The sequence below is a fragment of the Nocardioides sp. genome, assembly GCF_036503465.1.
Taxonomy (GTDB): Bacteria; Actinomycetota; Actinomycetes; order Propionibacteriales; family Nocardioidaceae; genus Nocardioides.
In genome coordinates, this window is sequence record NZ_DASXWU010000054.1 from 107,445 (window position 1) to 131,242 (window position 23,798).

At 68.4% G+C, this 23,798-nt stretch carries 23 protein-coding genes and 1 pseudogene; 13 read left to right on the plus strand and 11 right to left on the minus strand.

What is annotated here, in order from left to right:
• The first annotated feature begins 163 nt into the window (after nucleotides 1-163).
• Nucleotides 164-895: a phosphotransferase enzyme family protein gene (locus tag VGK78_RS10280; protein WP_331527528.1), complete on the plus strand. Its 732-nt coding sequence runs from the start codon at nucleotides 164-166 to the stop codon at nucleotides 893-895.
• 452 nt (nucleotides 896-1,347) lie between these two features.
• Nucleotides 1,348-3,102 carry a sialidase family protein gene (locus VGK78_RS10285; protein ID WP_331527529.1) on the plus strand — a complete coding sequence of 585 codons (1,755 nt, stop codon included), beginning with the start codon at nucleotides 1,348-1,350 and terminating at the stop codon, nucleotides 3,100-3,102.
• A 557-nt stretch (nucleotides 3,103-3,659) separates the two neighbouring features.
• Here the strand turns inward: VGK78_RS10285 and VGK78_RS10290 are convergent.
• Both VGK78_RS10290 and VGK78_RS10295 read right to left on the minus strand, forming a co-directional pair.
• Complete coding sequence (locus VGK78_RS10290; RefSeq protein WP_331527530.1) at nucleotides 3,660-4,052, minus strand: hypothetical protein; 393 nt, start codon at nucleotides 4,050-4,052, stop codon at nucleotides 3,660-3,662.
• Nucleotides 4,053-4,408: 356 nt separating this feature from the next.
• Nucleotides 4,409-5,437 (minus strand): sigma-70 family RNA polymerase sigma factor, encoded by a 1,029-nt coding sequence (locus VGK78_RS10295; protein WP_331527531.1) that lies wholly within the window; start codon nucleotides 5,435-5,437, stop codon nucleotides 4,409-4,411.
• Nucleotides 5,438-5,485: 48 nt separating this feature from the next.
• Here VGK78_RS10295 and VGK78_RS10300 point away from each other — a divergent pair, with 48 nt between their 5' ends.
• A complete protein-coding gene (locus VGK78_RS10300; RefSeq protein WP_331527532.1) occupies nucleotides 5,486-6,046 on the plus strand; it encodes a dihydrofolate reductase family protein in 561 nt (186 codons plus the stop codon).
• A gap of 349 nt (nucleotides 6,047-6,395) precedes the next feature.
• Here the strand turns inward: VGK78_RS10300 and VGK78_RS10305 are convergent, their stop codons facing one another.
• On the minus strand, nucleotides 6,396-7,037 hold the full coding sequence (locus tag VGK78_RS10305; protein ID WP_331527533.1) for a TetR/AcrR family transcriptional regulator: 642 nt from the start codon (nucleotides 7,035-7,037) through the stop codon (nucleotides 6,396-6,398).
• A 64-nt stretch (nucleotides 7,038-7,101) separates the two neighbouring features.
• Here VGK78_RS10305 and VGK78_RS10310 point away from each other — a divergent pair, with 64 nt between their 5' ends.
• The 4 genes and pseudogenes from VGK78_RS10310 to VGK78_RS10325 all read left to right on the plus strand — a co-directional run bounded on the left by VGK78_RS10310 (nucleotide 7,102) and on the right by VGK78_RS10325 (nucleotide 8,622).
• Entirely contained in the window at nucleotides 7,102-7,500 is a 399-nt protein-coding gene (locus tag VGK78_RS10310; RefSeq protein WP_331527534.1) for a hypothetical protein, read from the plus strand.
• Nucleotides 7,497-7,712 (plus strand): hypothetical protein, encoded by a 216-nt coding sequence (locus VGK78_RS10315; protein WP_331527535.1) that lies wholly within the window; start codon nucleotides 7,497-7,499, stop codon nucleotides 7,710-7,712. Before VGK78_RS10310 ends, VGK78_RS10315 begins: the two co-directional genes overlap by 4 nt.
• Nucleotides 7,713-7,793: 81 nt before the next feature.
• Nucleotides 7,794-8,165 (plus strand): annotated as a pseudogene (locus tag VGK78_RS20355) (hypothetical protein); the annotation flags it as partial.
• Between the two features lie 16 nt (nucleotides 8,166-8,181).
• Nucleotides 8,182-8,622 (plus strand): DUF664 domain-containing protein, encoded by a 441-nt coding sequence (locus VGK78_RS10325; RefSeq protein ID WP_414690672.1) that lies wholly within the window; start codon nucleotides 8,182-8,184, stop codon nucleotides 8,620-8,622.
• 506 nt (nucleotides 8,623-9,128) lie between these two features.
• On the opposite strand, the gene VGK78_RS10330 is transcribed toward VGK78_RS10325, so the two are convergent.
• Nucleotides 9,129-9,992, minus strand: a complete 864-nt coding sequence (locus VGK78_RS10330) for a LysR family transcriptional regulator (protein WP_331527537.1) — start codon at nucleotides 9,990-9,992, stop codon at nucleotides 9,129-9,131.
• A gap of 75 nt (nucleotides 9,993-10,067) precedes the next feature.
• Here VGK78_RS10330 and VGK78_RS10335 point away from each other — a divergent pair, with 75 nt between their 5' ends.
• Nucleotides 10,068-11,300, plus strand: a complete 1,233-nt coding sequence (locus VGK78_RS10335; protein ID WP_331527538.1) for a hypothetical protein — start codon at nucleotides 10,068-10,070, stop codon at nucleotides 11,298-11,300.
• 45 nt (nucleotides 11,301-11,345) lie between these two features.
• Nucleotides 11,346-11,846: a pyridoxamine 5'-phosphate oxidase family protein gene (locus VGK78_RS10340; protein ID WP_331527539.1), complete on the plus strand. Its 501-nt coding sequence runs from the start codon at nucleotides 11,346-11,348 to the stop codon at nucleotides 11,844-11,846.
• 273 nt (nucleotides 11,847-12,119) lie between these two features.
• On the opposite strand, the gene VGK78_RS10345 is transcribed toward VGK78_RS10340, so the two are convergent.
• Genes VGK78_RS10345 through VGK78_RS10360 form a run of 4 tightly spaced genes read right to left on the minus strand, consistent with a single transcriptional unit; the run spans nucleotide 12,120 to nucleotide 16,857 of the window.
• The gene (locus VGK78_RS10345) at nucleotides 12,120-13,079 is read right to left on the minus strand and encodes an oxidoreductase (protein ID WP_331527540.1); all 960 of its coding nucleotides are present in this window, start codon (nucleotides 13,077-13,079) and stop codon (nucleotides 12,120-12,122) included.
• Nucleotides 13,076-14,197, minus strand: coding sequence for a glycosyltransferase (locus VGK78_RS10350; protein WP_331527541.1), 1,122 nt, complete (start codon nucleotides 14,195-14,197; stop codon nucleotides 13,076-13,078). The genes VGK78_RS10345 and VGK78_RS10350 overlap by 4 nt, the downstream gene beginning before the upstream one ends.
• Nucleotides 14,198-14,237: 40 nt before the next feature.
• Nucleotides 14,238-14,591, minus strand: coding sequence for a hypothetical protein (locus VGK78_RS10355; protein WP_331527542.1), 354 nt, complete (start codon nucleotides 14,589-14,591; stop codon nucleotides 14,238-14,240).
• Nucleotides 14,592-14,616: 25 nt separating this feature from the next.
• Nucleotides 14,617-16,857: an MMPL family transporter gene (locus VGK78_RS10360; RefSeq protein ID WP_331527543.1), complete on the minus strand. Its 2,241-nt coding sequence runs from the start codon at nucleotides 16,855-16,857 to the stop codon at nucleotides 14,617-14,619.
• Between the two features lie 255 nt (nucleotides 16,858-17,112).
• Here VGK78_RS10360 and VGK78_RS10365 point away from each other — a divergent pair, with 255 nt between their 5' ends.
• Together VGK78_RS10365 and VGK78_RS10370 are read left to right on the plus strand one after the other, a co-directional pair.
• Nucleotides 17,113-18,285, plus strand: a complete 1,173-nt coding sequence (locus VGK78_RS10365; RefSeq protein WP_331527544.1) for a sensor histidine kinase — start codon at nucleotides 17,113-17,115, stop codon at nucleotides 18,283-18,285.
• The gene (locus tag VGK78_RS10370; RefSeq protein WP_331527545.1) at nucleotides 18,270-18,938 is read left to right on the plus strand and encodes a response regulator transcription factor; all 669 of its coding nucleotides are present in this window, start codon (nucleotides 18,270-18,272) and stop codon (nucleotides 18,936-18,938) included. Before VGK78_RS10365 ends, VGK78_RS10370 begins: the two co-directional genes overlap by 16 nt.
• A gap of 211 nt (nucleotides 18,939-19,149) precedes the next feature.
• On the opposite strand, the gene VGK78_RS10375 is transcribed toward VGK78_RS10370, so the two are convergent.
• From VGK78_RS10375 to VGK78_RS10385, 3 genes are all read right to left on the minus strand, one after another.
• Nucleotides 19,150-19,635: an SRPBCC family protein gene (locus tag VGK78_RS10375; protein ID WP_331527546.1), complete on the minus strand. Its 486-nt coding sequence runs from the start codon at nucleotides 19,633-19,635 to the stop codon at nucleotides 19,150-19,152.
• 240 nt (nucleotides 19,636-19,875) lie between these two features.
• Nucleotides 19,876-20,247, minus strand: coding sequence for a hypothetical protein (locus tag VGK78_RS10380; protein ID WP_331527547.1), 372 nt, complete (start codon nucleotides 20,245-20,247; stop codon nucleotides 19,876-19,878).
• 477 nt (nucleotides 20,248-20,724) lie between these two features.
• Nucleotides 20,725-20,883: a hypothetical protein gene (locus VGK78_RS10385; RefSeq protein WP_331527548.1), complete on the minus strand. Its 159-nt coding sequence runs from the start codon at nucleotides 20,881-20,883 to the stop codon at nucleotides 20,725-20,727.
• Between the two features lie 503 nt (nucleotides 20,884-21,386).
• Between VGK78_RS10385 and VGK78_RS10390 the strand changes: the two genes are divergently transcribed.
• Together VGK78_RS10390 and VGK78_RS10395 are read left to right on the plus strand one after the other, a co-directional pair.
• Nucleotides 21,387-21,590, plus strand: a complete 204-nt coding sequence (locus VGK78_RS10390; RefSeq protein ID WP_331527550.1) for a cold-shock protein — start codon at nucleotides 21,387-21,389, stop codon at nucleotides 21,588-21,590.
• Nucleotides 21,591-22,691: 1,101 nt separating this feature from the next.
• Nucleotides 22,692-23,741, plus strand: coding sequence for a Cj0069 family protein (locus tag VGK78_RS10395; RefSeq protein WP_331527551.1), 1,050 nt, complete (start codon nucleotides 22,692-22,694; stop codon nucleotides 23,739-23,741).
• Nucleotides 23,742-23,798: the final 57 nt, after the last annotated feature.

Consider the following 23,798-nt stretch of genomic DNA (forward strand, 5'->3'; position numbering starts at 1 on the left):
ACGCAGGCGTCCGCACCCACTCTCGGACCCGCTTCTATGCCGGAACATCCGCCGTATCGCGGCGGTTTGACCCGGGTCGGACTAGGGCCGATGCCAGCGATATGACGCACCTCATCGAGCGTGAGAGGGCCGCCCTTAAGGCTTCAGTGCGAGGCTGTGACGAATGGGATGGGAAGCACTGGCGCAGTGGGGTGACGACGCCATTCGGGTCGAACCGCTATCCGGCGGAGTCGTCAATCAGGTGTGGAGCGTGCGTGTCAACGGGCGGCTTGCGGTCGCCCGCCTCGGCTCCCGCAGCGACGCTGACCTTGCGTGGGAGACCGATCTGCTGTGGCATCTCGACCGTCAAGGTCTGACGGTGCCGGTACCCATAGCCACGACGTCGGGCCGGCTTTTCGCTGAGGGTCTGGTGGTGATGACCTGCGTGGAAGGCGAGCCTCCCGAAACGGAGTCCGACTGGCGTCGCGTGGCCGATGCGCTTCGCCGATTGCATCGCGTAACGCAGGGTTGGCCGCAGCGCCCGGGTTGGCGGTCGTCAAGCGATCTGCTTCACGCAGAGACTGGAACGAAGATCGACCTCGGCGCGATGCCGCCTGAGGGTGTTGCCCGATGTAGAGCAGCGTGGGCGCGGCTCGCAGGTTTGCCGACGGGCGTCGTCCACAGCGACCCGACTCCGGGCAACATCCGAATGACCGCGGATCGGGTGGCACTGATCGACTGGGACGAAGCGCATGTCGACGCTGCGGACCTCGACCTCGTGCTGCCGCACAACGCTGCGGATCTCGATGCCCACGCACACGACAGGGCCGCCCAGGCATTTGCGGCTTGGGACGCCGCCCGTTGCTGGGGCCACGAGTTTGCAGTCGAGCAGCTAGCCCAAGTGAGAGCCGTCTGATTGGCACCTCGCCATCGCCTACACCCGCCCATCGGCTGAGGGCTGCCTCCTGCAGCGGCCGTCAGCCGGCGATATGACGCAGGTGGTTCGAGCTGCCCGGTGGTTCACCTGATGCAGCAGCGGTCCTCCGAACAACCGTGGCGCTTGACGACGAACTCGATGAGCCCGCCATCTGTGAGAGTGAGCGCGAGGCTTGCGGTACGCAGGCTTGGAGGGACCGTGAGGTGCGGGTGACAGCTGGGGCCGTCCGAGAGCTCGGATGTGACCAGCGAACGTGGGTCGAGGAGGGTGATCTCGAGGAGGCTGGAGGGCTCGGAAGAGGAAGCTGCCGAACGCTTCCTCCGCCCCGGGCGGCGGGGGTAGCGTCGTGCGGTGCGGATCACTGTCTTTAGGGGGTTTCGATGCACGTTCGGGGGCGCTTCATCCCATTCTTCATCGGTTCAAGCATCGCCGTGGCTGTTGCGTCTGCGGCGGTCGCCGCTACCGGGAATGTCCGGCTGACCAACGACGTGAACGGTGGCTACGTCAGCGACTACACGTTGGTGACTGGCCAGCCGTACACCGATGCCACGTTGACCGAGTGCGGCAGGTCGCGGGGCCGGCAGAACGAGCCGGCCGTGACCATCGACCCACGCAACACCGACGTGCTGGTGGGCAGCTCCAACGACTACTGCGGCGTCTACAACGACGGGGAGACCGACGGTGTGCCCAACGCGTCCGGTCCGATCTGGCTGGGCTACTACCGCTCCACCGATGGCGGCTCCAGCTTCGAGAGCTCGCTGGTTCCCGGCTACCCCGGCGACACCAGCCCGTACGCCGCTCGTGCACACATCCGGACGGCCAGCGCGGGAGACCCGGTGATGGCTTGGGACAGCCACGGGCGCCTGTTCGCCGGCTCGGAGAGTTCTGGTGACCCGGCCGGGACCAAGAAGACGTTCGGCGACGAGTGGGTCGCGACGTACCAGAACCCCGGTGGCGTGAACGGGCCGAGCCTCGACGACGGGAAGGAGTTCGTCCGGTCCGTGGTGGTGGCGAAGGGCTCTTCGGCACCCAACCTGAACGGCAAGTTCAACGACAAGACCGCCATCGAGGTCGATCGCACCGGCGGCTCGTGCGACGGCAACGTCTACTTCGCGTGGTCACGGTTCACCGACGGAGGCAGCAACATCTACCTCTCCCGGTCCACCGACCACGGTGCCACTTGGTCGCATCCCCGATTGCTGACCTCCAGCGTCAACGACGTCCAAGCCCCAGAGGTCACCGTCACCGGCAACGGTCACGTCTACGTCACCTGGGTCGCCACCCTAGGGAACAAGAAGACCGAGACCGACGCCGTGCAGTACGCGAAGAGCGCCACATGTGCTGCCACCTTCGCACCCGCCAAGACGGTCGTCACCTTCCAGGGCTACCAGCACCAGGACGCCGGCTCCAGGGACTGCGGAGACGGCATCGACGCCTGCCCGTCCGGCTACACCTTCTTCCGCGCCGACACGACGCCACGTTCGGCGACCGACCAGAACGACACCTCCAGCGAGAGCGTCTACATCGTCTACGACGCCGCCTACGGACCCCACGTTCAGACCGGCACCTCCTACGGGATGATCGCTCCCGGGATCGGGTCCTTGTCCGCGGTCTACTACACCGTCCTCAACGGCACGACCGGCGCGCACACCACTCCGGTGCTCGTCGACCGGCCGACCAAGCAGCACCAGCTGTTCCCGGACATCGCCGTCAACGGTGGCACCGCGCACGTGCTGTGGTGGGACAGCCGCAACGACTCCAGCTGCCACAGCGCACTGACGTGCGCCCAGCAACCCATCGGCAACACCGCCGACCGGCAGGTGGTGCAGGACGCGCTCGACACCTACGCCACCGCGTTCCCCACCAGCACTGGCCCGACCGGGGCCGCCGCGACCCGGCTCAGCACGGTGTCCACCAACCCCAACTTCGAGCAGTTCGACGCTCGGCAGGTTCCGTTCGCCGGCGACTACCTGTGGATCGACAGTGTCGGGTCCAGGACGTACGGAGTGTGGACCGACTGGCGCGACACGGTCCCTGGCACCGATGCGCGGGAGACGTCCGGAGAAGGGGCCGAGCCTGCGGAGGGAGCCGATGTCCTGCAGTGTCGGGCCAGCGCGACGGCCGGTGACACCTGCCCGCGCGCAGGCGGTCTCGACCAGAACATCTACGGCGACCAAGCGCCGTAGACACGGGTCAACACGGACCTTGGTGGCCCTCTCGCCAGGAGGGCCACCACCGTGCTGATCGCCAGCGGCGGACACAACGCCAGCAACTGGTGCTTTCACACCGCGAACGAGCCGACGCCATCCGCTGATGCGAGGCTCGTCAAGTCCGGCGGCAGGGCTCCTGTGCGACGGGTGATCCCACCATGGGAGCTCCGTCATCTGCGCGCGTGGGGGTACGCGCGCCGTGGAGCTGGGCTCGTCCTCACGACGTGCAGCCTCCTGACCCTCAGCTTCTGCGGACACGATGCCAAGACCTACGGATGGGCAGCCGCCTTCGTGGCACTGGCCGGGCTCAACTTCGCCGGCGGGTTCTGGGAACTGATGATCGCGTCGCTCGGCGTCCTCCCGAGACTGACAAGGACCTCGCCGCCCACGGCGCAAGGCAGCGAGCTCGGCGGCGCCTGCTTGCCGTCGCGGCGGGGCCCTCCCATCAGCGGAAGGTAGCGCTTCAACATGGCCGCTTCGCTGCGGTACGGGACGCTGCCGCGGTCGCGGCGGTAGAACGCAGGTCTGGATGCTCAGCGGCGGCCGCGAGCGACGGCCTGCTCGACGGTGGCGAGGTCAGACTCCGAGAGCCCTGGGTTCGGCTGCACGGTGAGGAACCAGTGTCGGGCGACGTAGGCGATCTCGCGCTGGAGTTCGGGATCCTCCTGCCACTTGGGGAGGTCGCGCGTGGAGCGCAGGACGACCGTGAAGCCGGCGCTGTCGGGAGTCGCGGTAAGGCTGCAGGTGAACTTCTCGTCTGCGATGGGGCCGCACCGCCAGGTGTGGAGGCCTGCGCGGGCGCTGACCAGTTGGCCTTGGGGCGCCGGCGAGGCATGGGCAGGGGCGAACGCGGTGGGGAGGAGGGATGCGGTGGCGGCGGCTGCGACGGCTGCGGTGATGCCCCGTGCGAGAACGTGTTGGGTCATGGCGGGTCCTTTTCATCGGCGTACCCCGAGGAGTCGGTGGTGCCTTTGGGACGTAGCAGCGACCGGGGCAGTTGCCCGCTATCGGCGTAGCAGGTTTTCGCGTCTTGGCGGAGCCGCCCTGGTTGGCCCCGCGGCCACAAGCATCACAGCTACGACCGCCAGGGCCTGGCAACGCGGCGGTTTGACCCGGGTCTGGCTAGGGCCGATGCCGGCGATGTGACGCACGTCCGCAGCCGGCGGACTGCGCATGACTGGGAGTTTGGCGCTACCGCCACCGACCTACAGCGACTGCGGTAGGCGACGCCCAACCCGAATCCCACAGCCACCACGAGAGCAAACGCCGATCCTGGATCGGTCTAGTCGGGGCGGTCGGGCAAGACTGCCGGGAAGCCGAACGCGGTGATGAGGCTGGGCTGGCCGAATGCGGTGATTGCCGTGATGCCGTCGTTGCCCGCGGTGAGTACGACGATTCCGTACGGCACGTACTGGCCACCAAGGGCTCGGGTGTAGGCGGCGACGGCGGGTTGCCCGTTCGCACGGGTCGGGAACATCCGCCAATGGTGCGGTGAGCCCATGACGTGGGTGGCCATGTAGGGCAGGCAGGTTCGGATGCCCGCGTACCAGGTACGCAGCGGCGGTGCCTCGAGCGTTGCGTCGCGGCGCAGGAGCCGTTCGAGGGCGACCGGGTCGGCGGCTTCGAACGCGGCGACGTAGTTCTCCAGCAACGCGCGCTGCTCCGGTTCGGTCAGCTGCGCGGGCCCGTCGGCGGACGGCGTGACCTGGTCCAGCCGGGTGCGGGCTCGCTGGAGCGCGCTCTTCACCGCGGCCACGGACATGTCGAGCAGTGCGGCGACCTCGACGGCGGACCAGGCCAGCACCTCGCGCAGGATCAGCACGGCGCGCTGACGCGGCGGCAGGTACTGCAGGCTCACGATCAACGCCAGTCTCACGCTGTCGCGCGCGGAGACGATCGCCGCCGGGTCGTTGTCATCCAGGTCGAGCCGCGCGTCCGGGACAGGTTGCAGCCAGCGGATTGTCGGGTCGGTCGAGTTCGGTGGTGGGGACGGGTCGTCGGACGGGCCACCCAGCCCGGAGGGCAGGACCCGCCGGCTGTGGTGGGCCAGTGCGGTCAGGCAGGTATTGGTGGCGATGCGGTAGAGCCACGTCCGTTCCGAGGCGCGCGCTTCGAATCCGCCATAGGACCGCCATGCGCGCACATAGGTCTCTTGTACCGCGTCCTCGGCATCGACCAGCGAGCCCAGCATCCGGTAGCAGTAGGCCAGCAGCTCGGGCCGGTAGCGCTCAGCACGGGCGATGAACTCCTCGCTCGCCGGGTGAGTCTCGAGGGAGGACCGATTCCTTTGCGACACGTGCTGAGTCTGCATCTTTGACGGTGCCGACCGGCGCCGCGACACCGAACGAGGAGGAGCGTCATGCGCAAGCTGAGTGTCTCGACATTGGTCTCGCTGGACGGCGTGATCCAGGACCCCGGCGGGTTCGGCGAGCAGGACTACGGCGGCTGGGCCAACCCCTACTTCAACGACGACATGCAGGCCGAGTCGCTGCGACACCTCCAAGCCAGCGACTACTTCCTCATCGGCCGGCGCACCTATCAGCTGATGGTCAAAGCCTGGGGCGATATCAAGCACGGCGCGTACATGCAGCGGATGAACGAGATCCCCAAGCTTGTTGCCTCCACGACCCTGACCGGCCCGCTCGAGTGGAACGCGACGTTGCTCGACGGCGACGTCACGCAGGTCATTGCCCAGCTCCGGCAGCAGTCAGGCGGCGACATCGAGGTCTACGGCAGCCCCACGCTCGTCCAGACGCTGATGAAGCACGACCTGATCGACGAGTACCGCATCGCGGTCCACCCCGTCGTCCTCGGCCACGGCACGACACTGTTCCCCCAGAACGGTGTCAGGGCCACCCTGCAACTCGCGAGCGCCCGCACGCTCGACACCGGAGTCGTCAATCTCACCTACGCGCGCTGAGATCACCATGCGCGGAACAGTGGATTCCCGGCGTTATGACGCAGGTTGGCGGGCTCGGTTCCGACGGAGTGACGCTCCGGGTTGCGGTTGTCGGGGGCTGGCGGCGCTTGCTGCCTATGGCCAGTCCGGTTGGGGTGTTAGTCGAGCGTCGCAGCTACCTGGCCAAGGTATGGGTTCCCCAGTCCGGGGCGAAGTCCGATGACCACGGGCGGCCCGGCCGGCGGACGCTCGGAGTGCAGATCGCGGCAGCCCCGCCAGCAGGCGCGAGCAGACGCCGCGTTCGTGATGGCGGCGCACGGCGGTACCTATGGTTGCTGCCTTGGGTGCGGCGCCGGGGTCTGGACGCTGATCAGTCGTGAGCGGGATCGGCAAGTAGTTCCCGTTCCAGCGCGGTCGCGAGCCAGTTGCGGTAATGGTCTGTGGCCCAGGCGCGCTCGCGTACCAGCAACCTGAAGGTGTCCGGGCCACTGAGCGCCCACAGGATGTCGGTGGCCACCGAGGCACTCAGCTCAGCGCGCAGCAAGCCTCGGACATGCCAGTCGGCGACCAGTTCCGACTCGGCGGCGTATCGCCGCCGTTCCCCTTCTCGCCACAGGTCCGCAAGGTCCTGGTCGGCGCCTCCTATCGTGCGCGCCAGCTCGGTCACGTCGTTGCTTCCGCCGTACATGCGCGCGGAGAAGCCCACCACCTCCCGCAGCTGACTGCGCGGATCGCCGGATGCGGCGGCAAGCCTCGCCTGAAACCCCGTGAGATCCGCCTCCAACGGCATCCGATCCAGCAATCCGAACAGGATGTTCCGCTTCCTGACGAAAACGGCGTACACCGTCTGGACCGCCACCCCTGCCTCGACGGCGATCGCCGACATGGTCGTGGCGGCATATCCGCGGGCCGCAAACAGCCGGTGGGCCGAGTCCAGGATGGCTCGGCGGGTGGCCGCCGCCTGCGCCGCACGCGCCGGCGATTGATAGGTGCGACGCTTGCGCTCCTCCATTTCAATAGTGTATACCTCTATTCAATGCGCTGTCCCACGCACGAGAACCCAGAGAGAAGTCCCCATGGACGCCTACGCCATCGTGCTGTTCATTCACCTGCTGGCGCTGCTGATCGCCGCCATGGCCGCATCGGTCGCCTTCTACGCCGCCCTGCAGCTGCGGCAGGTCACGGCGCCTCCGGAGGCGGCGCGCTGGGGCCGCCTGATCGCCTCGGTTGTTCCCGCGTTTCCGGTGGCCACGCTGGTGCTGTTGGGCACCGGCGCCTATATGACCCAGGCCCAGTGGAGCTGGCACACCCCGTGGATCGACGCCGGCATCGTCGGGCTCGCCCTGATCGCGGTCTGCGGGTCCGGCATCGAAGCAAGCAGGGGCCGAGCACTCAAGCGCGAGCTCCAGACCGCAGGCATGTCGACACGCGCACATCGCCTTCTGCGTGACCCTACGCCTGGAGCGCCAAGGTGACCACGCTGACGCTCATGCTCGGCGTCGTGTTCGTGATGAGCACCAAACCGGGCGGCCTGGGCAGCGCCGTCACGATCATCGTCGCCGTCCTCGTCGGGCCACTCGGGGCGGTTCCATTCTGGTCGTCCACCAACCCGAACTGGTCGCCGATCTCGGAGCTCGCCGCGGCTGAGACCGGTCCAGCCGATATCGGATCAGGTGATCAGGGCTGATCCAGCAGCTCGCGCGTCATCAGCACAACGCGGCTGCACTCCGCCGCCAGCCGGCGCTCGCGAGTCGCCGGATCGGCTGAGATGCGATTCGTTTCCCTCGTCCGAAGGGTTCCGGTCATCGGACCTGACGCCTCAACGCGGCGGAAAGAGGCGCGTGTGGATTGCCAGCGCAAGCGAGCCGTGCTCGAGGCCCGCTTGGACGCGCTGTCGATCGGGTTGATCGCAAGCGAAGCAGGCGTGGTGGCCGGACCGCTGGTCGGGTTCCGCGTGGGCGTTGGCAACCTCGTTGCCCGACGACATCTCCCCGCCTACCCTGACCGCGTGACGGCTCCGGACCTGAAGTCCGACCTCGTCGGTCGTCTCGATCGGCTCAACCAGGCTGTCCTGCACAAGCTCGACGGCCTCTCGGAGTACGACCTGCGCCGGCCGATGACACCGACCGCGACCAACCTGCTCGGCGTGGCGTTCCATCTGGCCAGCCTGCAGGCGGAGTACTTCGGGGAGACGTTCGGTCGTCCCTTCCCGCGAGACGACGAGTTCTACTACCGCACCGACGAGCCCGCAGGACGACCTGTGGGTTCGGCCGGAGGCGACATCGGATTGGGTGATCGGGCTGTACCGCGCGACCTGGGAGCACGCGAAGGAGACGTTCGCGACGCTCGACCTGGGCTCGCCGGGTCAGATTCCGACGAGCCCGTACGCCGAGGTCACTCTCGGCGAGATGCTGGTGCACATGGTCGACGAGACCGCCCGCCATGCGGGGCACATGGACATCGCGCGGGAAATGATCGACGGTGCCGTCGGCAGGTACGTCGGCGACGGGAACATCATCGACGGCTATGACTGGGCGGCGTACCGGGACCGCGTGGAGGCCGGGGCCCGGGAGGCCCAGGAGCGCTCCGAGGCCTGAACCCAGTCCGCGCCGCAAAACGAGCGAACACTGTCCAGCTCGCTGACGGAGACAGCCTTCTTCTCGTCGGACCGTGAAGAAGATCTGTGCCATCGCCTCGTCGGGCCGGACGTACCTGAAGCGCGGCTCCTGCTGCATCTGCTCGTAGGTCCAAGCGAGAATGAGTCCCCACGGCAGGCCGCACTGCAGTTCCATCAGCGCACGCCGATGCTCGGGCACATGAGCGGGAGGATAAGACTCAGCGCCCTGGCGCGGCGGTCTCAGCGCGGCGAAGTGAAGCGCGCCCGCTTCCGGGCTGAATGACGCGGGCGCGGTCGCGGCGGATGTACTACTCACCACACGTCAATATGGATCGCTTGCGCCACACGGCCCGAGCGATCTGCGACCTTCAACGATGTGAACACCGCTCCCATCAATGGCTTCAGCGTCGCCCTGGCTGTACAGAGCGCCTGAGACCGCGCCGGGGGACGGTGCGGTTGCCCGCTCGCCGAGTTGCGGAGTTCCGACTAGAGCCGGGTTGCTGCCTCGATGAGAGCACGGACGAAGGCGTCGGTTGCGGGTGGGTCGGGAGGTTCGCCGTAGGTGGCGACGTAGATCCGCCTGCGGAAGTCGGGGAGCTCGGTGGTTTGGATCCCGGCTCGGCGGTGGGTGGCCAGGGACAGGCCGGGGATGGTGGTCACACCGAGGCCGGCGGCGACCATGGACTGCGTCACGACGGGGTCGTCGCTGGTGTACCTGATCTGGGGCGTGAAGCCGGCGGTTTCGCAGGCTTCGACGAGCTCGCGGCGGCATCGTTCGCATCCGGCGATCCAGGGGGAGTCGCGGTGGTCGGCGAGGGTCTGGCCGGCCTGTTGGCTGACCAGATGCATGGGGTCGTCGAAGAGGTGGGTGGCGCGGATGTAGGGAGGCAGGGTGTCGTCGTACCGGAAGATGACGGCGATCTCGATGTGGCCTTCGCGCAGCTGCTGGAGGGCGAGGTCGGGGTGCAGGTCGGTGAGGCTGAGCTCGATGCCGGGGGCGGTGGCACGGAGGCTGGCGGCCGCATCGGTGACGACGGTGCTGAGCGCGGACTGGAAGCCGGCGACGCGGACCCTCCCGTGGCGCAGGCCACCGATCGCGGACACCTCGTCTTGTGCCGACTCGACGCGGCCGAGGATCTCTGCCGCGCGGTGCGCCAACAGCTCGCCGGCGGGGGTCAACCGGATCCCGCGCCCGGCCCGTTGGGTCAGGGCGAGGCCCACCTCGGCCTCGAGGCGCGAGAGGTGGTGACTGATCGAGGCCTGGGCGTAGCCCAGCTCGCGGGCGGCCCCGGTCACCGATCCCGTGCGGGCCACTGTCGCTAGGACCTTCAGCCGAATCACGTCGAGCATCGATCGAATATATCGAACGATTGTTTCGAGAATTGGCATTGGACCTATGAATCTTGCTGGTCGAGACTCGACGACATGACGCACACGAGCAGGTCGAGCCGGGGCTACGTCGGACTGTTCCGGCACCGGGAGTTCCGGGCGCTGTGGACCGGCAACGCGCTCGGGGTCGCCGCCACGACCATGGCCAGCCTCAGCTTGGGGACCCTCGTCTACGCCCAGACCGGCTCGGCGTTCCTGACCGCGATCACGATGTTCGGTCCATCGATCGTCCAGGTCGTGGGGGCCGGGACCTTGATGTCTGCGGCCGACACGGCACCGCCACGACTTCTGCTGGCCGGTGTGTCTGCTGTCCTGACCGGCGCCCTGGCAGGGCAGGTGCTGTTCGACCTCGTGCCGGCGTCCCGGATCGTCGTCGTACTCGTGGCGGCGTACGTGATGTCCATCGGAAGCGGGGTGCGGTGGGGTCTGCTCGCGCAGGTCCTGCCTGCCGGCGACTACGTGGTGGCCAGGTCGGCGATGAACGTGTCGGTCGGAGTGATGCAGATCGTCGGGTTCGCCACCGCTGGGCTCGTCCTGCAGCTGGTCTCGGTCGGCCAGGTGTTCTGGCTGGCCGCGGTGCTGGCGGGCCTGTCCGTCCCGGTCACCTGGTTCGGGATCGCCGACCATGCTCCCCGCCGGACCGGACGCACGGGCATCACAGAGACGTGGCGGGGCAACCGGGAGCTCCTCACGACCCCGTCGACCGCGGCCCTGATGGTCGCCCTGTGCGTGCCGAACGGCCTGGTCGCCGGCTGCGAGGCGCTGTTCGTGCCGTACGCCGGTGGCGCCGCGGCGCCGCTGTTCGTGGCCGCAGCGCTGGGAATGTTGGCCGGGGACGTCGCGATGGGCCGGGTGCTGAGCCCTGTCGGCAGGCGTCGGTCGACCGCCTGGCTCCGCATCGTCCTCGCGCTGCCGTTCCTGGCCTTCGTCTGGCACCCGAGCGTCCCGTTGGCAGCCGTGCTCGCCGGGATCGCCTGCGTCGGCTACGCAGCGACTCTGGGGCAGCAGGAGCTGCTCGTCGCCCTCACGCCCGCACACCTGTCCGGCCAGGTGCTCGGGGCCGAGTCCGCGGCCCGCGTGACCTGCCAGGGCCTGGCCGCCGCTCTGGCCGGAACCCTGGCGGAGGTCGTCGGGCCCAGCCACACCATCGTGGTGCTGGCCTTGGCCTCCCTCGTCGTCTCCATGTGTCTCACCCCGGCGCTGACGCGGACTACCCGTGCGGTCGCAGAAAGGGATGCGTCCGCGGTTGGCGTTGCGGCTGCAGCCTGATCCCACTACGACATGCACACCGCCGTACCGACGAAGGAGAGAACGATGCACCCCCACGAGGTCGAAGAGGTACTGGTGAAACCGCTCAGCCAGGAACTGTTGCAGCGCGACGTGGCGCGGCTGGCCTTCGTAGCCGCGGACGGCACACCACGCGTGATCCCGATCGCGATCTACTGGAACGGCTCCGAGATCGTGATGTGCACCAGCAAGAACGCCCGCAAGCTCCCGGCACTGCGGCGTCACCCGGCGGTGGCCCTGACCATCGACACCGAGGTGCACCCGCCCGACGTGCTCCTGCTGCGCGGTGTCGCCGAGCTCGACCCGGTGGACGGGATCCCCGAGGAGTACCTCCGCATCTCTGGCACCTACCAGATGACACCGGAGCAGCGGCAGGGGTTCGAGGACGAGGTCAGATCCCTCTACGTCGATGGCATGGTGCGGATCGTCGTCCGTCCGACCTGGGCGAAGCTGATCGACTTCGAGACCACGCTCCCCACGTCCATCCAAGAGCTGATGGACCGGCGCACGGCGCGGCAGGGCGCCTGACCCCTTCACACGCCCGCCCCGAGCCAGCCACCCCGGAACAGTGCGAAACCCACGGCCGACGCGAGACCGCACCCTCGCCCGACAGAGACCGACTCCCGGCGGTGTGACGCGCCGTTCGGCAGCAAGAGATCGCACCACCCGGGGCGCGAGTCGCCTGGTCGATCAGCCGTTGTCTGCAGCAGGACGACTGTCCCGGATGGGCGTAGGAGAGCGCGAGCGTGCGATCTCTTGCTGCGAGCGGCCCCCCTATGCAGGGCCGCCAGCACTGTTCCATCACCGCGCTCCCTTCGGTCCCATAGCCGGGTACGTCACGCCGGTGAGCTCCTCCGATATCTGCCAAAGACGCTCTTGAGCGTTGAGGTCTTTCGCCTTGTGGCTTGGCTCGACGCGCACCGGGGGACCGGTGTAGCCGAACCGTCCCGCGGGGCCGACGTAGTCGCCGCCCCGAACGGCAGGGTCCACCGCGGCGCGCAGGGTCGGGAGGGCCGCCTGCTCGGCGCTCTGGGCGAGCCATCCGGTCGCGAAGCGCAGGCGGGGTGCGAGCAGCGCGCGTTCGAGCCAGGAGCTGCTGCGCCACAGACTCGTGCGCGCGTTCCCCGGATGGGCGGCCACGGACACCGTCGGGACGAGTGCGGCCCCGAGCCTGCGCTGCAGCTCGAAGCTGAACAGGACGTTCGCCAGCTTCGAGCGGTCGTACGCCGCTCCCGGCCGGTATCCGCGGGCGGAGCGAAGGTCCTCGAAGTCGGGTTCGCCGCGCCGGTGGGCGTTGCTGCTGACGGTGACGACGCGTGAACCCCGCGTGTCCGTGAGCCGGTCCAGGAGAAGGCCGGTCAGCGCAAAGTGGCCGAGATGGTTGGTGGCGAAGGTGAGCTCGATGCCGTCGGCACTGAGCTGGAAGGGGATCGCCATCACGCCTGCGTTGTTGATCAGGAGATCGATCCGTGAGAAACGGGACCTGATCTCATCTGCTGCGGCCCTCACAGATCGCAGCGACGCGAGGTCGAGCGAGACCACCGGCAGCTGCTGGTCGACACCGGCTCGAGTCCTGAGACCTCGAGCCGCTCGTTCGCCCTGGGCCACGTCTCGACATGCGAGGACCACGGTGGCTCCCCTGAGCGCCAACACCCCGGCGGTCTCGCGCCCGATGCCGGCATTGGCGCCGGTCACCACCGCCACGCGGCCGTCCTGGTCCGGCACGTCCTGGGCAGTCCACGTCGCGTCTGTTCTCGTCACGTCGCCTCCACGGCACTGGAGTTGCCGATGGACACGAGGTCCCCGACGCGGTCGGCGGTGTCCGGCAACGCCTGGTTGTCGCGGGCGATGGCCGCGGCCCGTGCGGCGAGCCGGGGCTCGTTCAGGGCGGACGTGATCGCCGAGGCGAGGCCGTCGTGGTCGCGCGAGGGGCAGACGGCTGCTGCTCCCGCCGTAGCGAGGATCTGCGCGTTGCGGAACTGCTCGCCGGCGAGCGGCAGCACCGCGGCTGGTGTTCCGCAGCTGAGCGCCGTCCACGACGTTCCTGCCCCGCCGTGGTGGACCACGAGATCACAGCTCTGCATCGCTGCGACCATGTCCACCCAGCTCAGTACGACGACCTCGCTGGGGAAGGGGTCACCGGCGAGGCGATCCTGGTGGCCCGCCACCACCAGTACATCCGCACCGGCCTGGAGCGCAGCGTCTGCGGCCGCCCGCATCAGTGCAGCCGCGTCGGCGTGCGCATATGTCCCCAGCGTCACCAGCACGCGGCGCCGTTCTGCCTCAGCAGGGGGGACCGGCTGATCCGGCACCGAGAACGGCCGGTACCGGTACCGCCGCGCCGGGGCGGCGTTGGCAGCCTGGACCGAGGCGGGACCCATGTCGACGACGAGGACCGGTCCGGACGGGGTCGTGGAAACCGCGTCGTACACGTCGCGGATCCCCTCAGCCGCGATCTCGTCCACGCCCACGGGGAGTGCGAATCCCCAGCCGTGGACGACCAGCGGTGCACCGAGCGCCGACGCCACCACCCGGCCGGCGTGCTCCACGGGTTCGACGATGACGAGGTGGGGCTCCCACGCTGCTGCCTGCTCCAGGAGGGAGTCGACCCAACCGCGGCAGTCGGCCGGCCAGCCCCGGGTGACTGCCCACATCAGCCGCGCCTGCCGCTCCTCGGCGGGCGGCGCGGGCGGCGCCGGCGTGCTCGCGGCCGTCTCGCGGCAGGGCCACGGGTCGAAGCCCGTCCTGCGGACGAACGGCGCGAAGGACTCGGGGCAGCCGACGCGCACGTCATGTCCGTCCGCCACGAGGGCGGCCACCGTGGGAGCCAGCGGCAGGAAGTGGTCGACGGCCGCGTTGGTCGTCACGAGGACTCGCATCCCGGTCTCTCCTCTCCCGTTTCTGTCTACCCGACGCCGCTCACCCGGCTGCCGCGCCATCGGGAACCGGCGCCTCGGGGACCGCGAGCACGGGACGGATCCCGTTGGCGTGGCCGATGTCGAACAGCATCCCCTCGGACACCCTCCCGGCCATCGCGCGGGCAGGCAGGTTCACGACGAACAGAGCCTGCAGACCCTGCACCTCGGTGGGGTCGTCACGTTCGTTCTTCAGACCGACGAGGACGTTCCTGGTGAACTCACCGAAGTCCACCGTCAGCTGGACCAGCTTCGGGGACGCCTCGACGTCCTCCACCGCCTGGATCGTCCCGACCCTGATGTCGAGCTTGTCCAGATCCTCAATGGCCACCGTCGGTTTCACGGGCACCTGCTTCATCCCGCTCCTCCCTTCCTATCTCGTGTCACAGCGTCCCCGTTGCCGACTCGGCCAGCCCGGTTTGACGGGGGAGACGCCGCAGGAACGCAGGGGCGTACCAAGCGGCGCGGCCGAGAAGGCGCTGCGCGGCAGGCACCAGCACCGCACGCACCAGGGTGGCGTCGACGAGAACGGCGAACCCGGTGCCGATGCCGAAGAGCTGGATGAAGCTGACGGTCGCGCTGGCGTTGGCGAAGAACGTCACCGCCATCAAGGCGGCGGCCATGGTGACGATGCGACCGCTGGTGGTGAGTCCGCCGGTGACGGCCGCGGTGTCGTCGTAGCCGGCGTCGTGCAGCTCCTTGATGCGGCTGAGCACGATGACCTCGTAGTCCATGGACAGTCCGAACGCGATGCAGAACAGCAGCACCAGCATGCTCGTGTCGAGAGGAAGGGGGGTGAAGTGGAGCAGGCCCGAGAGATGACCCTCCTGGAAGATCACCACCAGGAGCCCGGCGGTCGCGGTCAGGGTGAGCGCGTTCAGGAGCAGGGATCGGACCGGTTGCAGAACCGACCCGGAGAAGAGGAAGAGAACGGCGAACGTGGTCAGGAGCACCCACAGGGCGGCGAACGGTAGCCGGCTGTCGATGGCGTGGGTGGTGTCCAGCAGCTCGGCCGTCTGCCCACCCACGTAGACGTGCGCGCCCGCGGGCTGCGGGAGCCCCCGCACGGTCCGCACCAGAGCCTTGGCCGATGCCGACCGCGGGTCGGCGGAACTGACCACCGTAACCCGTTGTGCCGTGGGGGCGGCCAGCGCCGGGTTCTGCGTGTTCGGGACCAGATGCCCGTGGACGAAGGTGCCGACGCTGCTCTCCGCACGCACGACCCCGGGAAGGGCCGACAGGCGCGCGCCGTACGCCGCCAGCGGCGCCCCCTCGAGCGCTCCGGCTGCGACCACGTCGATCGCCGTCGACGTGTCTCCGGCGAAGTCGCTGCGGAGGGTGTCTCCCACGACCCTGCTCGGCGTGGCGTCCGGGAGCACCCGGTCGTCGGGAGTGCCGACCTGGAGGTGCCGGACGGGAACGGCCAGCAGTACCAGAGCCGCGAGCACGGGCAGCGCGAACAGCACCGGTCGACGCATGACCCGCCCCGCCAGGCGTCCCCAGAACGGTGCCGCGCTGGACGGTGCGCGTCCGCGCATCCACGGCAGCCGCCCGGCGTTCACCCGGGGGCCGAGAACGACGAGCAGGGCGGGAAGGACGACGAGCGCTGCAGCCACCGAGATCAGGACGACGCCGATGCCGGCATACGCGAACGAACGCAGGAAATACATCGGGAAGACGAGAAGCACGGCGAGCGCTGCGACCACGGTGGCCCCGCTGAACACGATCGTGCGCCCCGCCGACTGGACGCCGGCCATCACGGCAGCCTTCGTCCCCTGGCCTCGGGCGAGCTCCTCCCGGAACCGGCTGACCATCAACAGCGCGTAGTCGATGCCGAGGGCCATGCCCAGGGCGGTGGTCATGTTGATCGCGAAGATCGCGACGTCGGTCATCGAACCGAGGACGAACAGCTCCGCGAACGTCCCGAGAATGGAGATCAGCCCGATGACCAACGGCAACCCGGCGGCCACGGCGCTGCCGAAGACGAACATCAAGAGGACGAGGACGATCGGCACCGCGATGGCCTCGGATGACCTCAGGCTCTTCAACACCTGGGTGATGACGTCGTTGCTGATGGCGCCGTCGCCGCCCACGCTCACCTCCACCGAGGCGCTGTCCGAGCGCAAGGAGCTCACCTGAGCCGCGGTGAGGTCGTGATCGCTGTTGGTGCTGCCGACGATGAGGGCGTACCTGTGGTCGGCCGATCGCAGTTGCGGGTCGTGGGTCGACCAGTACGAGGTCACGTCGGTGACGCCCCCTATGGCCGACAGCCGGTCTCTGGCATCCATGGCGGCGCGTCGCGCTGAGGCGTCGTCGACGGTTCCCTCCTTGGCGTGGACGAGAAGGACGACCGTGCTGGCGCCGCCGAGACGCTGGTCGAGCAACGTGCGCGCGGTGGTGGACGCCGCACCCGGGTCCTCGAAACCGCCCGCCTTGAGCTTGGCGAACGCACCGGCACCGGCGAGGCCGAAGCAGAGCACCGCCACGGTCGCCCCGACGAGCACGAGACGGGCACGGTTCACCACGAAGTGGCCCAGGGCGGTGAGCACGCCCCGACGGCTCAGGTGCGAGGCGGGGTCCCGCTCCGGGCGCAGTGGGTCTCGCGGGGTGGTCAGCTCGGTCATGGCGCGCTCCGATCACGGGTCCTGTTGCTGTGTTCTGCTGCTGGCTGGGTTCGTCGGGGAGGCCGGACGCCGGGCTCACGGCATCGCCGACTCAGGGGAGCGCCCACGCTAGGAACCGACCCGTCGCAGCGTCATCGGCGCCGGGGGGGGAATCGGCGTCGAGAGCAGCTCCACCTCCGGGTGGAGCACGGCCGGGTGCGGCTCCACCCGGAGCGAGATGTGCCCGATGGTGGTGCGGCCTACGCTTCCCTCACGATGACCACGGCTGTCTCCCTGGAGCAGGTACGCGCGCGGCAGCGAGGCGTGTTGCGTCTGCTTCGGCTTCTCGTTCTGCTGGTCGCCGTCCTCGTGGAGATCGGCGGCGCCGCGTCGCGTCCGAGGCCGGGAACGGCCGGTGTGCATCTGGTTGTGCTCCTGGCCATGATCGGGTTCGCCATCGGCGCTGCAGGCGTCCTCCTGAGCGAGGACGAGCACCGCGGTCGGTCGGCGGTGTTCCTCGTCGTCATCGTCGCGGCGTCAGCGGTGCTGGTGGCGGCGCAGCCGTCGGGGCCTGCGGGTCTTGGCGCCTTCGTGGCGGTCGCCGTCGCCGCCATCCGCCTACGGGGTACGGCGAGCGGGGCGATCGTCGTACTCGCGATGGCCGCGCTACCGGTGGCCGAGCTGCTCGGCAACCGACACTCGGTCGAGGCGATCGCACTGGACGTGACCGGGGTGCTGGCCTTCTACGTGATGGCGATGCTGGCCAACTGGCTGCGGGAAGGACAACAGCGGACCGAGGAGTTGCTCCGGGAGCTGACCGAGAGCCGCGCGGCACAGGCCAACGCGGCAGCGCTCGCCGAGCGGCAACGGCTCGCGCGTGAGATGCACGATGTGCTCGCCCACTCTCTTTCCGGTCTGGCCCTCGAGCTCGAGGGCGGACGACTCCTCGCGGAGAGCAGGCACACCGACCCCGAGGTCGTCCGGAAGCTCGAACATGCCCATCGTCTCGCCAAGAGCGGGCTGGCCGAGGCACGGCGTGCCATCGGGCTCCTTCGCGACGAGGACCTGCCCGGCCCCGAGGGCCTACCACAGCTGCTCCACCATCTGCAGCACGACACCGCCGTTCCCGCCTCGTTCAGCACGACAGGCGTCCAGCGGTCTCTCGCTCCAGAGGCGCAGCTGACGCTCTACCGGACCGCCCAGGAGGCTCTGACCAACGTCCGGAAGCACGCGAGGTGCACTCGGCTCGAGATGCAGCTCGCCTACGAAGACCGCGGCACGAGGCTCACCGTCGAGAACTTCGGCACTGCCGTCGAGGGGCGGACGCAGCAGGACAAGGGTGGTTACGGGCTGACCGGCATGCGAGAGCGCGCCGAGCTGCTCGGGGGCTCGCTCACCGCCGATCACACCAGCACAGGGTTCCGCGTGGAGCTATGGATACCGAGCTGACGCGAGTCCTGGTCGCCGATGACCAGCGAGTGGTCCGGGACGGCCTCGCGACCCTCCTCGGCCTCCTGCCGGGTATAGAGGTGGTCGGCGCGGCCGCGGACGGCGACGAAGCCATCGAGCTCGTCGAGCGGCTGAGTCCGGACATCGTCCTGATGGACCTTCGCATGCCCCGGTGCGACGGGGTCGAAGCAACCCTTCGCATCCGCGAGCGCTTCCCGCAGACGGAGGTGGTCGTCCTCACCACCTACACCGACGACCGCTCGGTGCTCGACGCCCTTCGCGCGGGTGCTCGTGGCTTCCTCACCAAGGACGCGAGCGCCGAGGAGATCGGGCAGGCCATCCACGCCGTCGTGCACGGAGAAGCCGCCATCGCCCCCGCCGTTCAGCATCACGTCGTGAACGCCGTGGCCAGCACCTCAGGCGCTCATTCGCCGGAGCCAGCCCCGCTCCCGGACGGACTCACGCGACGCGAGCTCGAGGTCCTGGCGCTTGTGGCAGACGGCCTCACCAACGCCGAGATCGCCGGACGACTCTTCATCGGCGAAGCAACGGTGAAGAGTCACATCAACCACATCTTCAGCAAGACAGGCGTCCGCGATCGAGCCCAAGCCGTGGCTTACGCCTACCGGCATCGACTCGCCGGCGCCGGGTGACGAGCTGGCCCTGCCAGCCCGCGGATAGCCGCACCCAGCCCTTCTAGGTGACCGCAGGCTTCAGCGGTGGGGCAAAGGACCCATGCGCGGCGTCGCATCGAGCACCGCTGTGGCGGGCCGCTGGGCCCGAGTGCTTTCGCGCCCGCGGCAATGTCGCGATTCGGCGTGGGTGGTCCGCATCCGGCTGCGAGACGGCACACGTTCCGAAGGCCTAGGCGTTGGGGATGCTCGCCTCGAGGTGTGACTTGATTCGCCCGAGATCCGCCACGAGATCAGGAGTCCGGTCCCGATGCTGGGGCAGCATCATTGCGTACAGCCGGTCGTAGATGGCGGGAACCTGAAGCACCCGCATACGCTCGGTGACCCGGGTCCGAGCGCCGTCGGGAGCCAGTTCGAACTCCCATCGCGTTGAATCTGGCAGCAGGCGAGTTGGCAACGTCCGCCACGCCAGACGCTGCGGTGCCTCGACCTCGAGCACTTCGCACACTCGCGACCACCGGGTCGCGTTACGGCGGTTGCGACCACGAAAATGTGCGCCCTTCACCGGCCCACTCGCGCCCTCGAGCCACTCGACGTCCCGGCACTCGACGCTCCACTCTCCAGTTCTGGTGACGTCGGACACCAAAGCCCAGACGGCATCGATCGGCGCATCTATCACAACCGACGCCTCACATGACTTGTTCACGCGCAAGGCCACTGGATCCTCCCACTGTTGTAAGCGCGGCAGTATGCAACGTTGGAGGCTCGCCGCTGTCAAGTCGACTGATGAAGGTCAGCGAGCCGGAACGGCACGTCGCGCGAGGACGACGAAGTACCCGCCCACCAGCGATATGAGTGGATCGAGCCCGACGAGGACGCTGACCAAGGTGGTAGTCCGCGGACCCCTACCCCCCGGTTGTCGTTTCACCACCGGGGCGGGCCGCCCTCATGACTGTGGTCAGTCCTTCTCAGCGTCAGCTGGCTTCGGTGGCCAGCCGCCGGGGTGCTGATCGGGGTGCTTGACCCAGCCAGGCGGTTCTGGCTTGGTGCACCCCTTGCTGCCCGCCTTGACGCAGGCTCGCCACTGCTTCATGCCGCCGCGATGAGCGAGTGCGATCGCCACCATGCGCGATGCATGCCCGGAGGGCCGATCCGGACGACCGGAGTCAGGAGAATCCGAGTCCCGTTTGTCCTGGTCGTTGTCTTGCGCATGGGAACCCACCCGAGCCGGAGTCGAACCGTTCCCACTCGTTGACGCCATGGAGTGCGCGCCGAGGCCCAAGATCGCGGCGAGCGCGATGCCGGTGATCTGAGTAACCGGATGGCGCATGACTCAAGGCTAAGAGCGAACCCCACCTCCGGGAATGGCCCGGACGAGTCATGTCCTTTTACTCAAACGCTCGGGGCTGGGCACCGACCACCTCGACGAGTACCGGACCGCCTGGAGCATCTGCTGCCCGAAGTGTGGGGTCGCCGTCGGCCTCTGCCTGGGCAACCGGGCCCAAGACCCGCCCGCACGCCCTCGGTCCGTTTCGGCGTCGCCCGGCGTGCCACGAACCAGCCCACGGCGCCGATGTGACACTTTCCTGGCCTCTGGCGTTGAAGAAGCGTGGGCGAGACTGGCCCCCGTGCGGACTTCGGCGACTCCGCGCCCAGGCAGGCACCCCCGACGGGCATCCTTCCCGACACGCGAATCCCGCTGTCAACACCGACCGCTCCGGCGTGACTTGTTACGTTCGGGCTGCGCCGACAGCCGGCGATAGACGCACCCTGACCGCGGCATGAGCGGACGTCCCGGTAGTCGCTGCTACAGCCGTGCCATCTTTTGAAAGGGGCTCGCGATGCGAACCGTCTGGGACCGGAAGTCGACCGTCACCGCAGCAGGTTCCACGTTGATGACGCGGCCCATCCCGTAGGAATCGTGAGACACCAAGTCGTTGAGCGCATATTGCTCGATGATCGGCACGGGATCGGGCTGGAATGGGCTGGTGGCCAGGTGACGCCGCGGCCCGGCTGAGCTTGTCATCTTGTTGTCCAGGATCCCCCAGTGTGGGCCGTACGATGCATGATCGCCCCTACCGTTGCCCAAACGTGACCCAGTCATCGCGGCATGCCAGTGCGTTCGGCATGTCCGACTGGCGGCGGAACGAACCTTGACCGCCTGACGCGGCTGGGAGGGATTTCGGCGCTCAAGTTTCGTCGTGCCCTGGCCTTGCGGGACACGTCGACATCACCGGGCTCCGCGCCCTGCGCGATGGTCCCAGCGCGACGCCGATGGTGGGCCACGACCCGCGCGTTGCTAGGGTTGACGGTGTTGACGGAAACGCTCGGCGTTTCCCACGACCGTCGGTCGTGGCACATCTCAACGAACTTGGTCTTCGGTTTCGCTGGACATCAGGCGCAGTAAGGATGTCTTCAGCGTGGCGCTGGGCAGGTCGCCTGGCACCGGAATTACCGAAGGTAAGGCACATGGCACAGGGAACCGTTAAGTGGTTCAACGCCGACAAGGGTTTCGGCTTCATCGCGCAAGACGGCGGCGGCGACGACGTCTTCGTGCACTTCTCAGCCATCCAGACCCAGGGTTACAAGTCCCTGGATGAGAACCAGACCGTCGAGTTCGATGTCACCCAAGGCCCCAAGGGCCCCCAGGCTGAAAACGTGCGCGCTCTCTGATCTCGCAGTGACGACGGCGGCTCCGGACACGCTCCGAGGTCGCCGTCGTGCTTGCTCCGCGCCGGGTCTGCTTGGACGAATGATCCGTCCGCTCATCGCCAGAAGAGAGTCCTTCTGATGCGCCGTCAGCCGGCGGAGAGACGCACCTCGTCGTGGCGTGATCGTCCGCCCCGCCATGGGCGTCTCAGCCCAGGGGCAAGTCAGCGACCCTGCGGGCAACCCTCTGCATGGTGGCCCGGACCTGCGGCTCGGCTTCGGAAAGCCGCTCATCTCGTCTGGTCAAAATCCGATCGACGATCCCTTCGGTGGCTTCTTGGTCCAAGGCCCGCAGACGTGCGATATATGCGTCGACTTTGTCCGAGCCAGGATTCCCATCTGGCACTGGCTGCCGTTGATGGGCAGCTGCGGCCGGCCTGCGGGTAACCCACACGAGTTCGAACGTCGCGGCATCAGTAGAACGCTGGGCCCCCAACGACACCAGCCACCCATGAGGAGTACACGAGCGCTGGCGTACGCAAGATCATCAAGTCCTCGGTGAGCGCGAGCACATTCATTCGCATGAACCGCATCGCCCGGCTGCCTCCGTCGACCACCGGGCGATTGACGCCATTGACCTCGAGCTTCAACAGCTGCACGGGCCAGGCCGTCTCCACGTGCCCGTCTCGTCCAAGCGCTCCACTCTCGTGAAGTTCACGTTCGAGAGCGGCTGGGATCTTGGGGTACGAGTCACGCGACGTGCTGCGCCGAGTCACGCATCGCAGTATGACCCACGGCGCCGCGGCCTCGCGGCCATTGGCACGAAAGCCCTTCGGAGCGCACCCACACCCGGCGGTAAGACGCACCTCCACGGGGCATCTGCCGCCTCCCGAGTAAGTGCAGCGTCCTACCTCGTGTCGCGGGATCTTTAGCCCTTGGGGGTCGGCTGGTTCGGCCTTGTCTCGTCCGTGTCCTTGACCACGACGGCCACGCTGGCCGTTCGCCGTAGCCTCGCCGTGTGGGGAAGCCATGCGGCGGCAAGCAGTGAACCGGAGGACGGGTGGTCGGGTTGCCCTCGTCTTCCGGGGCCGGCCCGACGCTGCTTTGAACCCGCGACTCCAGCCCATGGCGGACGCGCTTGATGCTGCCGGCCTCGCCGTGACACCGGTTCCCTTCCACCACGACCACACCGCCGCTCTCCGCGAACGTCTGGGCGGTCTCGGGCCCGGGGACGGGATCTTGGTGTGGGCCGACCCCCTCGGGGAGGACGGGGACCGAACCACCCTGGACCAGGCGCTGCGCCAGGCGGAGTCGGCAGGTGTCTGGGTGAGCGCCCGACCCGACGTCATCGACAAACTCGGCACCAAGGACGTCCTAGTCACCACCCGCAGCCTCGACTGGGGAAGCGACACCCATCGCTACCAGGACCGCGACGCGTTCCGCCGCGGATTCCCCGCGCGGCTCGGAGCCGATCGCGTCCGGGTGCTGAAGGCCAACCGGGGCAACGGCGGCCGGACGGTGTGGAAGGTCCGGCTGCCCGCCGGCCCGGCCGCGCACACCCCTGGGCCCGAGGAGCTGGTCGTGGTGCAACACGCGCGGGTCCGCGACGGCGCGGCCACCACCCTGACACTGGCCGACCTCTTCCGGCTGGTCGACGACGCCGGAGTGTTCGACGGCTGGGATGGGACCGGGTACCTGGTGGACCAGGAGTTCGTCCCCGGGATCACCCGCGGCATCCTGCGCTGCTACCTCGTCGGCGATGCCGTCGTCGGGTTCGCCCGCCAGTACCCCGACGGAGTCGTCCCCGACGGACCACTCCAGATCCTGCTCGAAACCCAGCCACCCGCGGACCACGTGATGGGCCTTCCCTCTCCGAAGACGATGTACCCGCCCGACGAGCCAGAACTCGCCGATCTCCGGGACCGGCTGGAACGCAGCTCGGTGCCCGCGATGACCACACTCCTCAAACTCAACCCAGACCACCTACCGGCGCTATGGGACGTCGATCTGCTCATCGCCAACACATCCCGCCGACATCAAGGCCTCCAGACCACACCCGACGACCAAGCCCGATACATCTTGTGCGAGATCAACGCCAGCAGCATCATCCCCTTCCCACCCCAAGCACCGGCCAAGGTCGCCCAACACGTGGCCACGGCTCTCGCCGCCAGCTGACCAAGACCGACGACGGGATCCCGGCGGATAGACGCGCTTCGGCCATCCGTCGTCGCT

Bases quoted from the DNA above. Each gene is read 5' to 3' on its own strand.
- VGK78_RS10365 (WP_331527544.1), top strand. From the start codon at position 17,113: ATGACCACGGCTGTCTCCCTGGAGCAGGTACGCGCGCGGCAGCGAGGC.
- VGK78_RS10310 (WP_331527534.1), top strand. From the start codon at position 7,102: ATGGACGCCTACGCCATCGTGCTGTTCATTCACCTGCTGGCGCTGCTG.
- VGK78_RS10330 (WP_331527537.1), bottom strand. From the start codon at position 9,992: ATGCTCGACGTGATTCGGCTGAAGGTCCTAGCGACAGTGGCCCGCACG.
- VGK78_RS10300 (WP_331527532.1), top strand. From the start codon at position 5,486: ATGCGCAAGCTGAGTGTCTCGACATTGGTCTCGCTGGACGGCGTGATC.
- VGK78_RS10340 (WP_331527539.1), top strand. From the start codon at position 11,346: ATGCACCCCCACGAGGTCGAAGAGGTACTGGTGAAACCGCTCAGCCAG.
- VGK78_RS10390 (WP_331527550.1), top strand. From the start codon at position 21,387: ATGGCACAGGGAACCGTTAAGTGGTTCAACGCCGACAAGGGTTTCGGC.
- VGK78_RS10295 (WP_331527531.1), bottom strand. From the start codon at position 5,437: ATGCAGACTCAGCACGTGTCGCAAAGGAATCGGTCCTCCCTCGAGACT.
- VGK78_RS10380 (WP_331527547.1), bottom strand. From the start codon at position 20,247: ATGCGCCATCCGGTTACTCAGATCACCGGCATCGCGCTCGCCGCGATC.
- VGK78_RS10355 (WP_331527542.1), bottom strand. From the start codon at position 14,591: ATGAAGCAGGTGCCCGTGAAACCGACGGTGGCCATTGAGGATCTGGAC.
- VGK78_RS10350 (WP_331527541.1), bottom strand. From the start codon at position 14,197: ATGCGAGTCCTCGTGACGACCAACGCGGCCGTCGACCACTTCCTGCCG.
- VGK78_RS10370 (WP_331527545.1), top strand. From the start codon at position 18,270: ATGGATACCGAGCTGACGCGAGTCCTGGTCGCCGATGACCAGCGAGTG.
- VGK78_RS10335 (WP_331527538.1), top strand. From the start codon at position 10,068: ATGACGCACACGAGCAGGTCGAGCCGGGGCTACGTCGGACTGTTCCGG.
- VGK78_RS10280 (WP_331527528.1), top strand. From the start codon at position 164: ATGGGATGGGAAGCACTGGCGCAGTGGGGTGACGACGCCATTCGGGTC.
- VGK78_RS10360 (WP_331527543.1), bottom strand. From the start codon at position 16,857: ATGACCGAGCTGACCACCCCGCGAGACCCACTGCGCCCGGAGCGGGAC.
- VGK78_RS10290 (WP_331527530.1), bottom strand. From the start codon at position 4,052: ATGACCCAACACGTTCTCGCACGGGGCATCACCGCAGCCGTCGCAGCC.
- VGK78_RS10395 (WP_331527551.1), top strand. From the start codon at position 22,692: ATGGCGGACGCGCTTGATGCTGCCGGCCTCGCCGTGACACCGGTTCCC.
- VGK78_RS10305 (WP_331527533.1), bottom strand. From the start codon at position 7,037: ATGGAGGAGCGCAAGCGTCGCACCTATCAATCGCCGGCGCGTGCGGCG.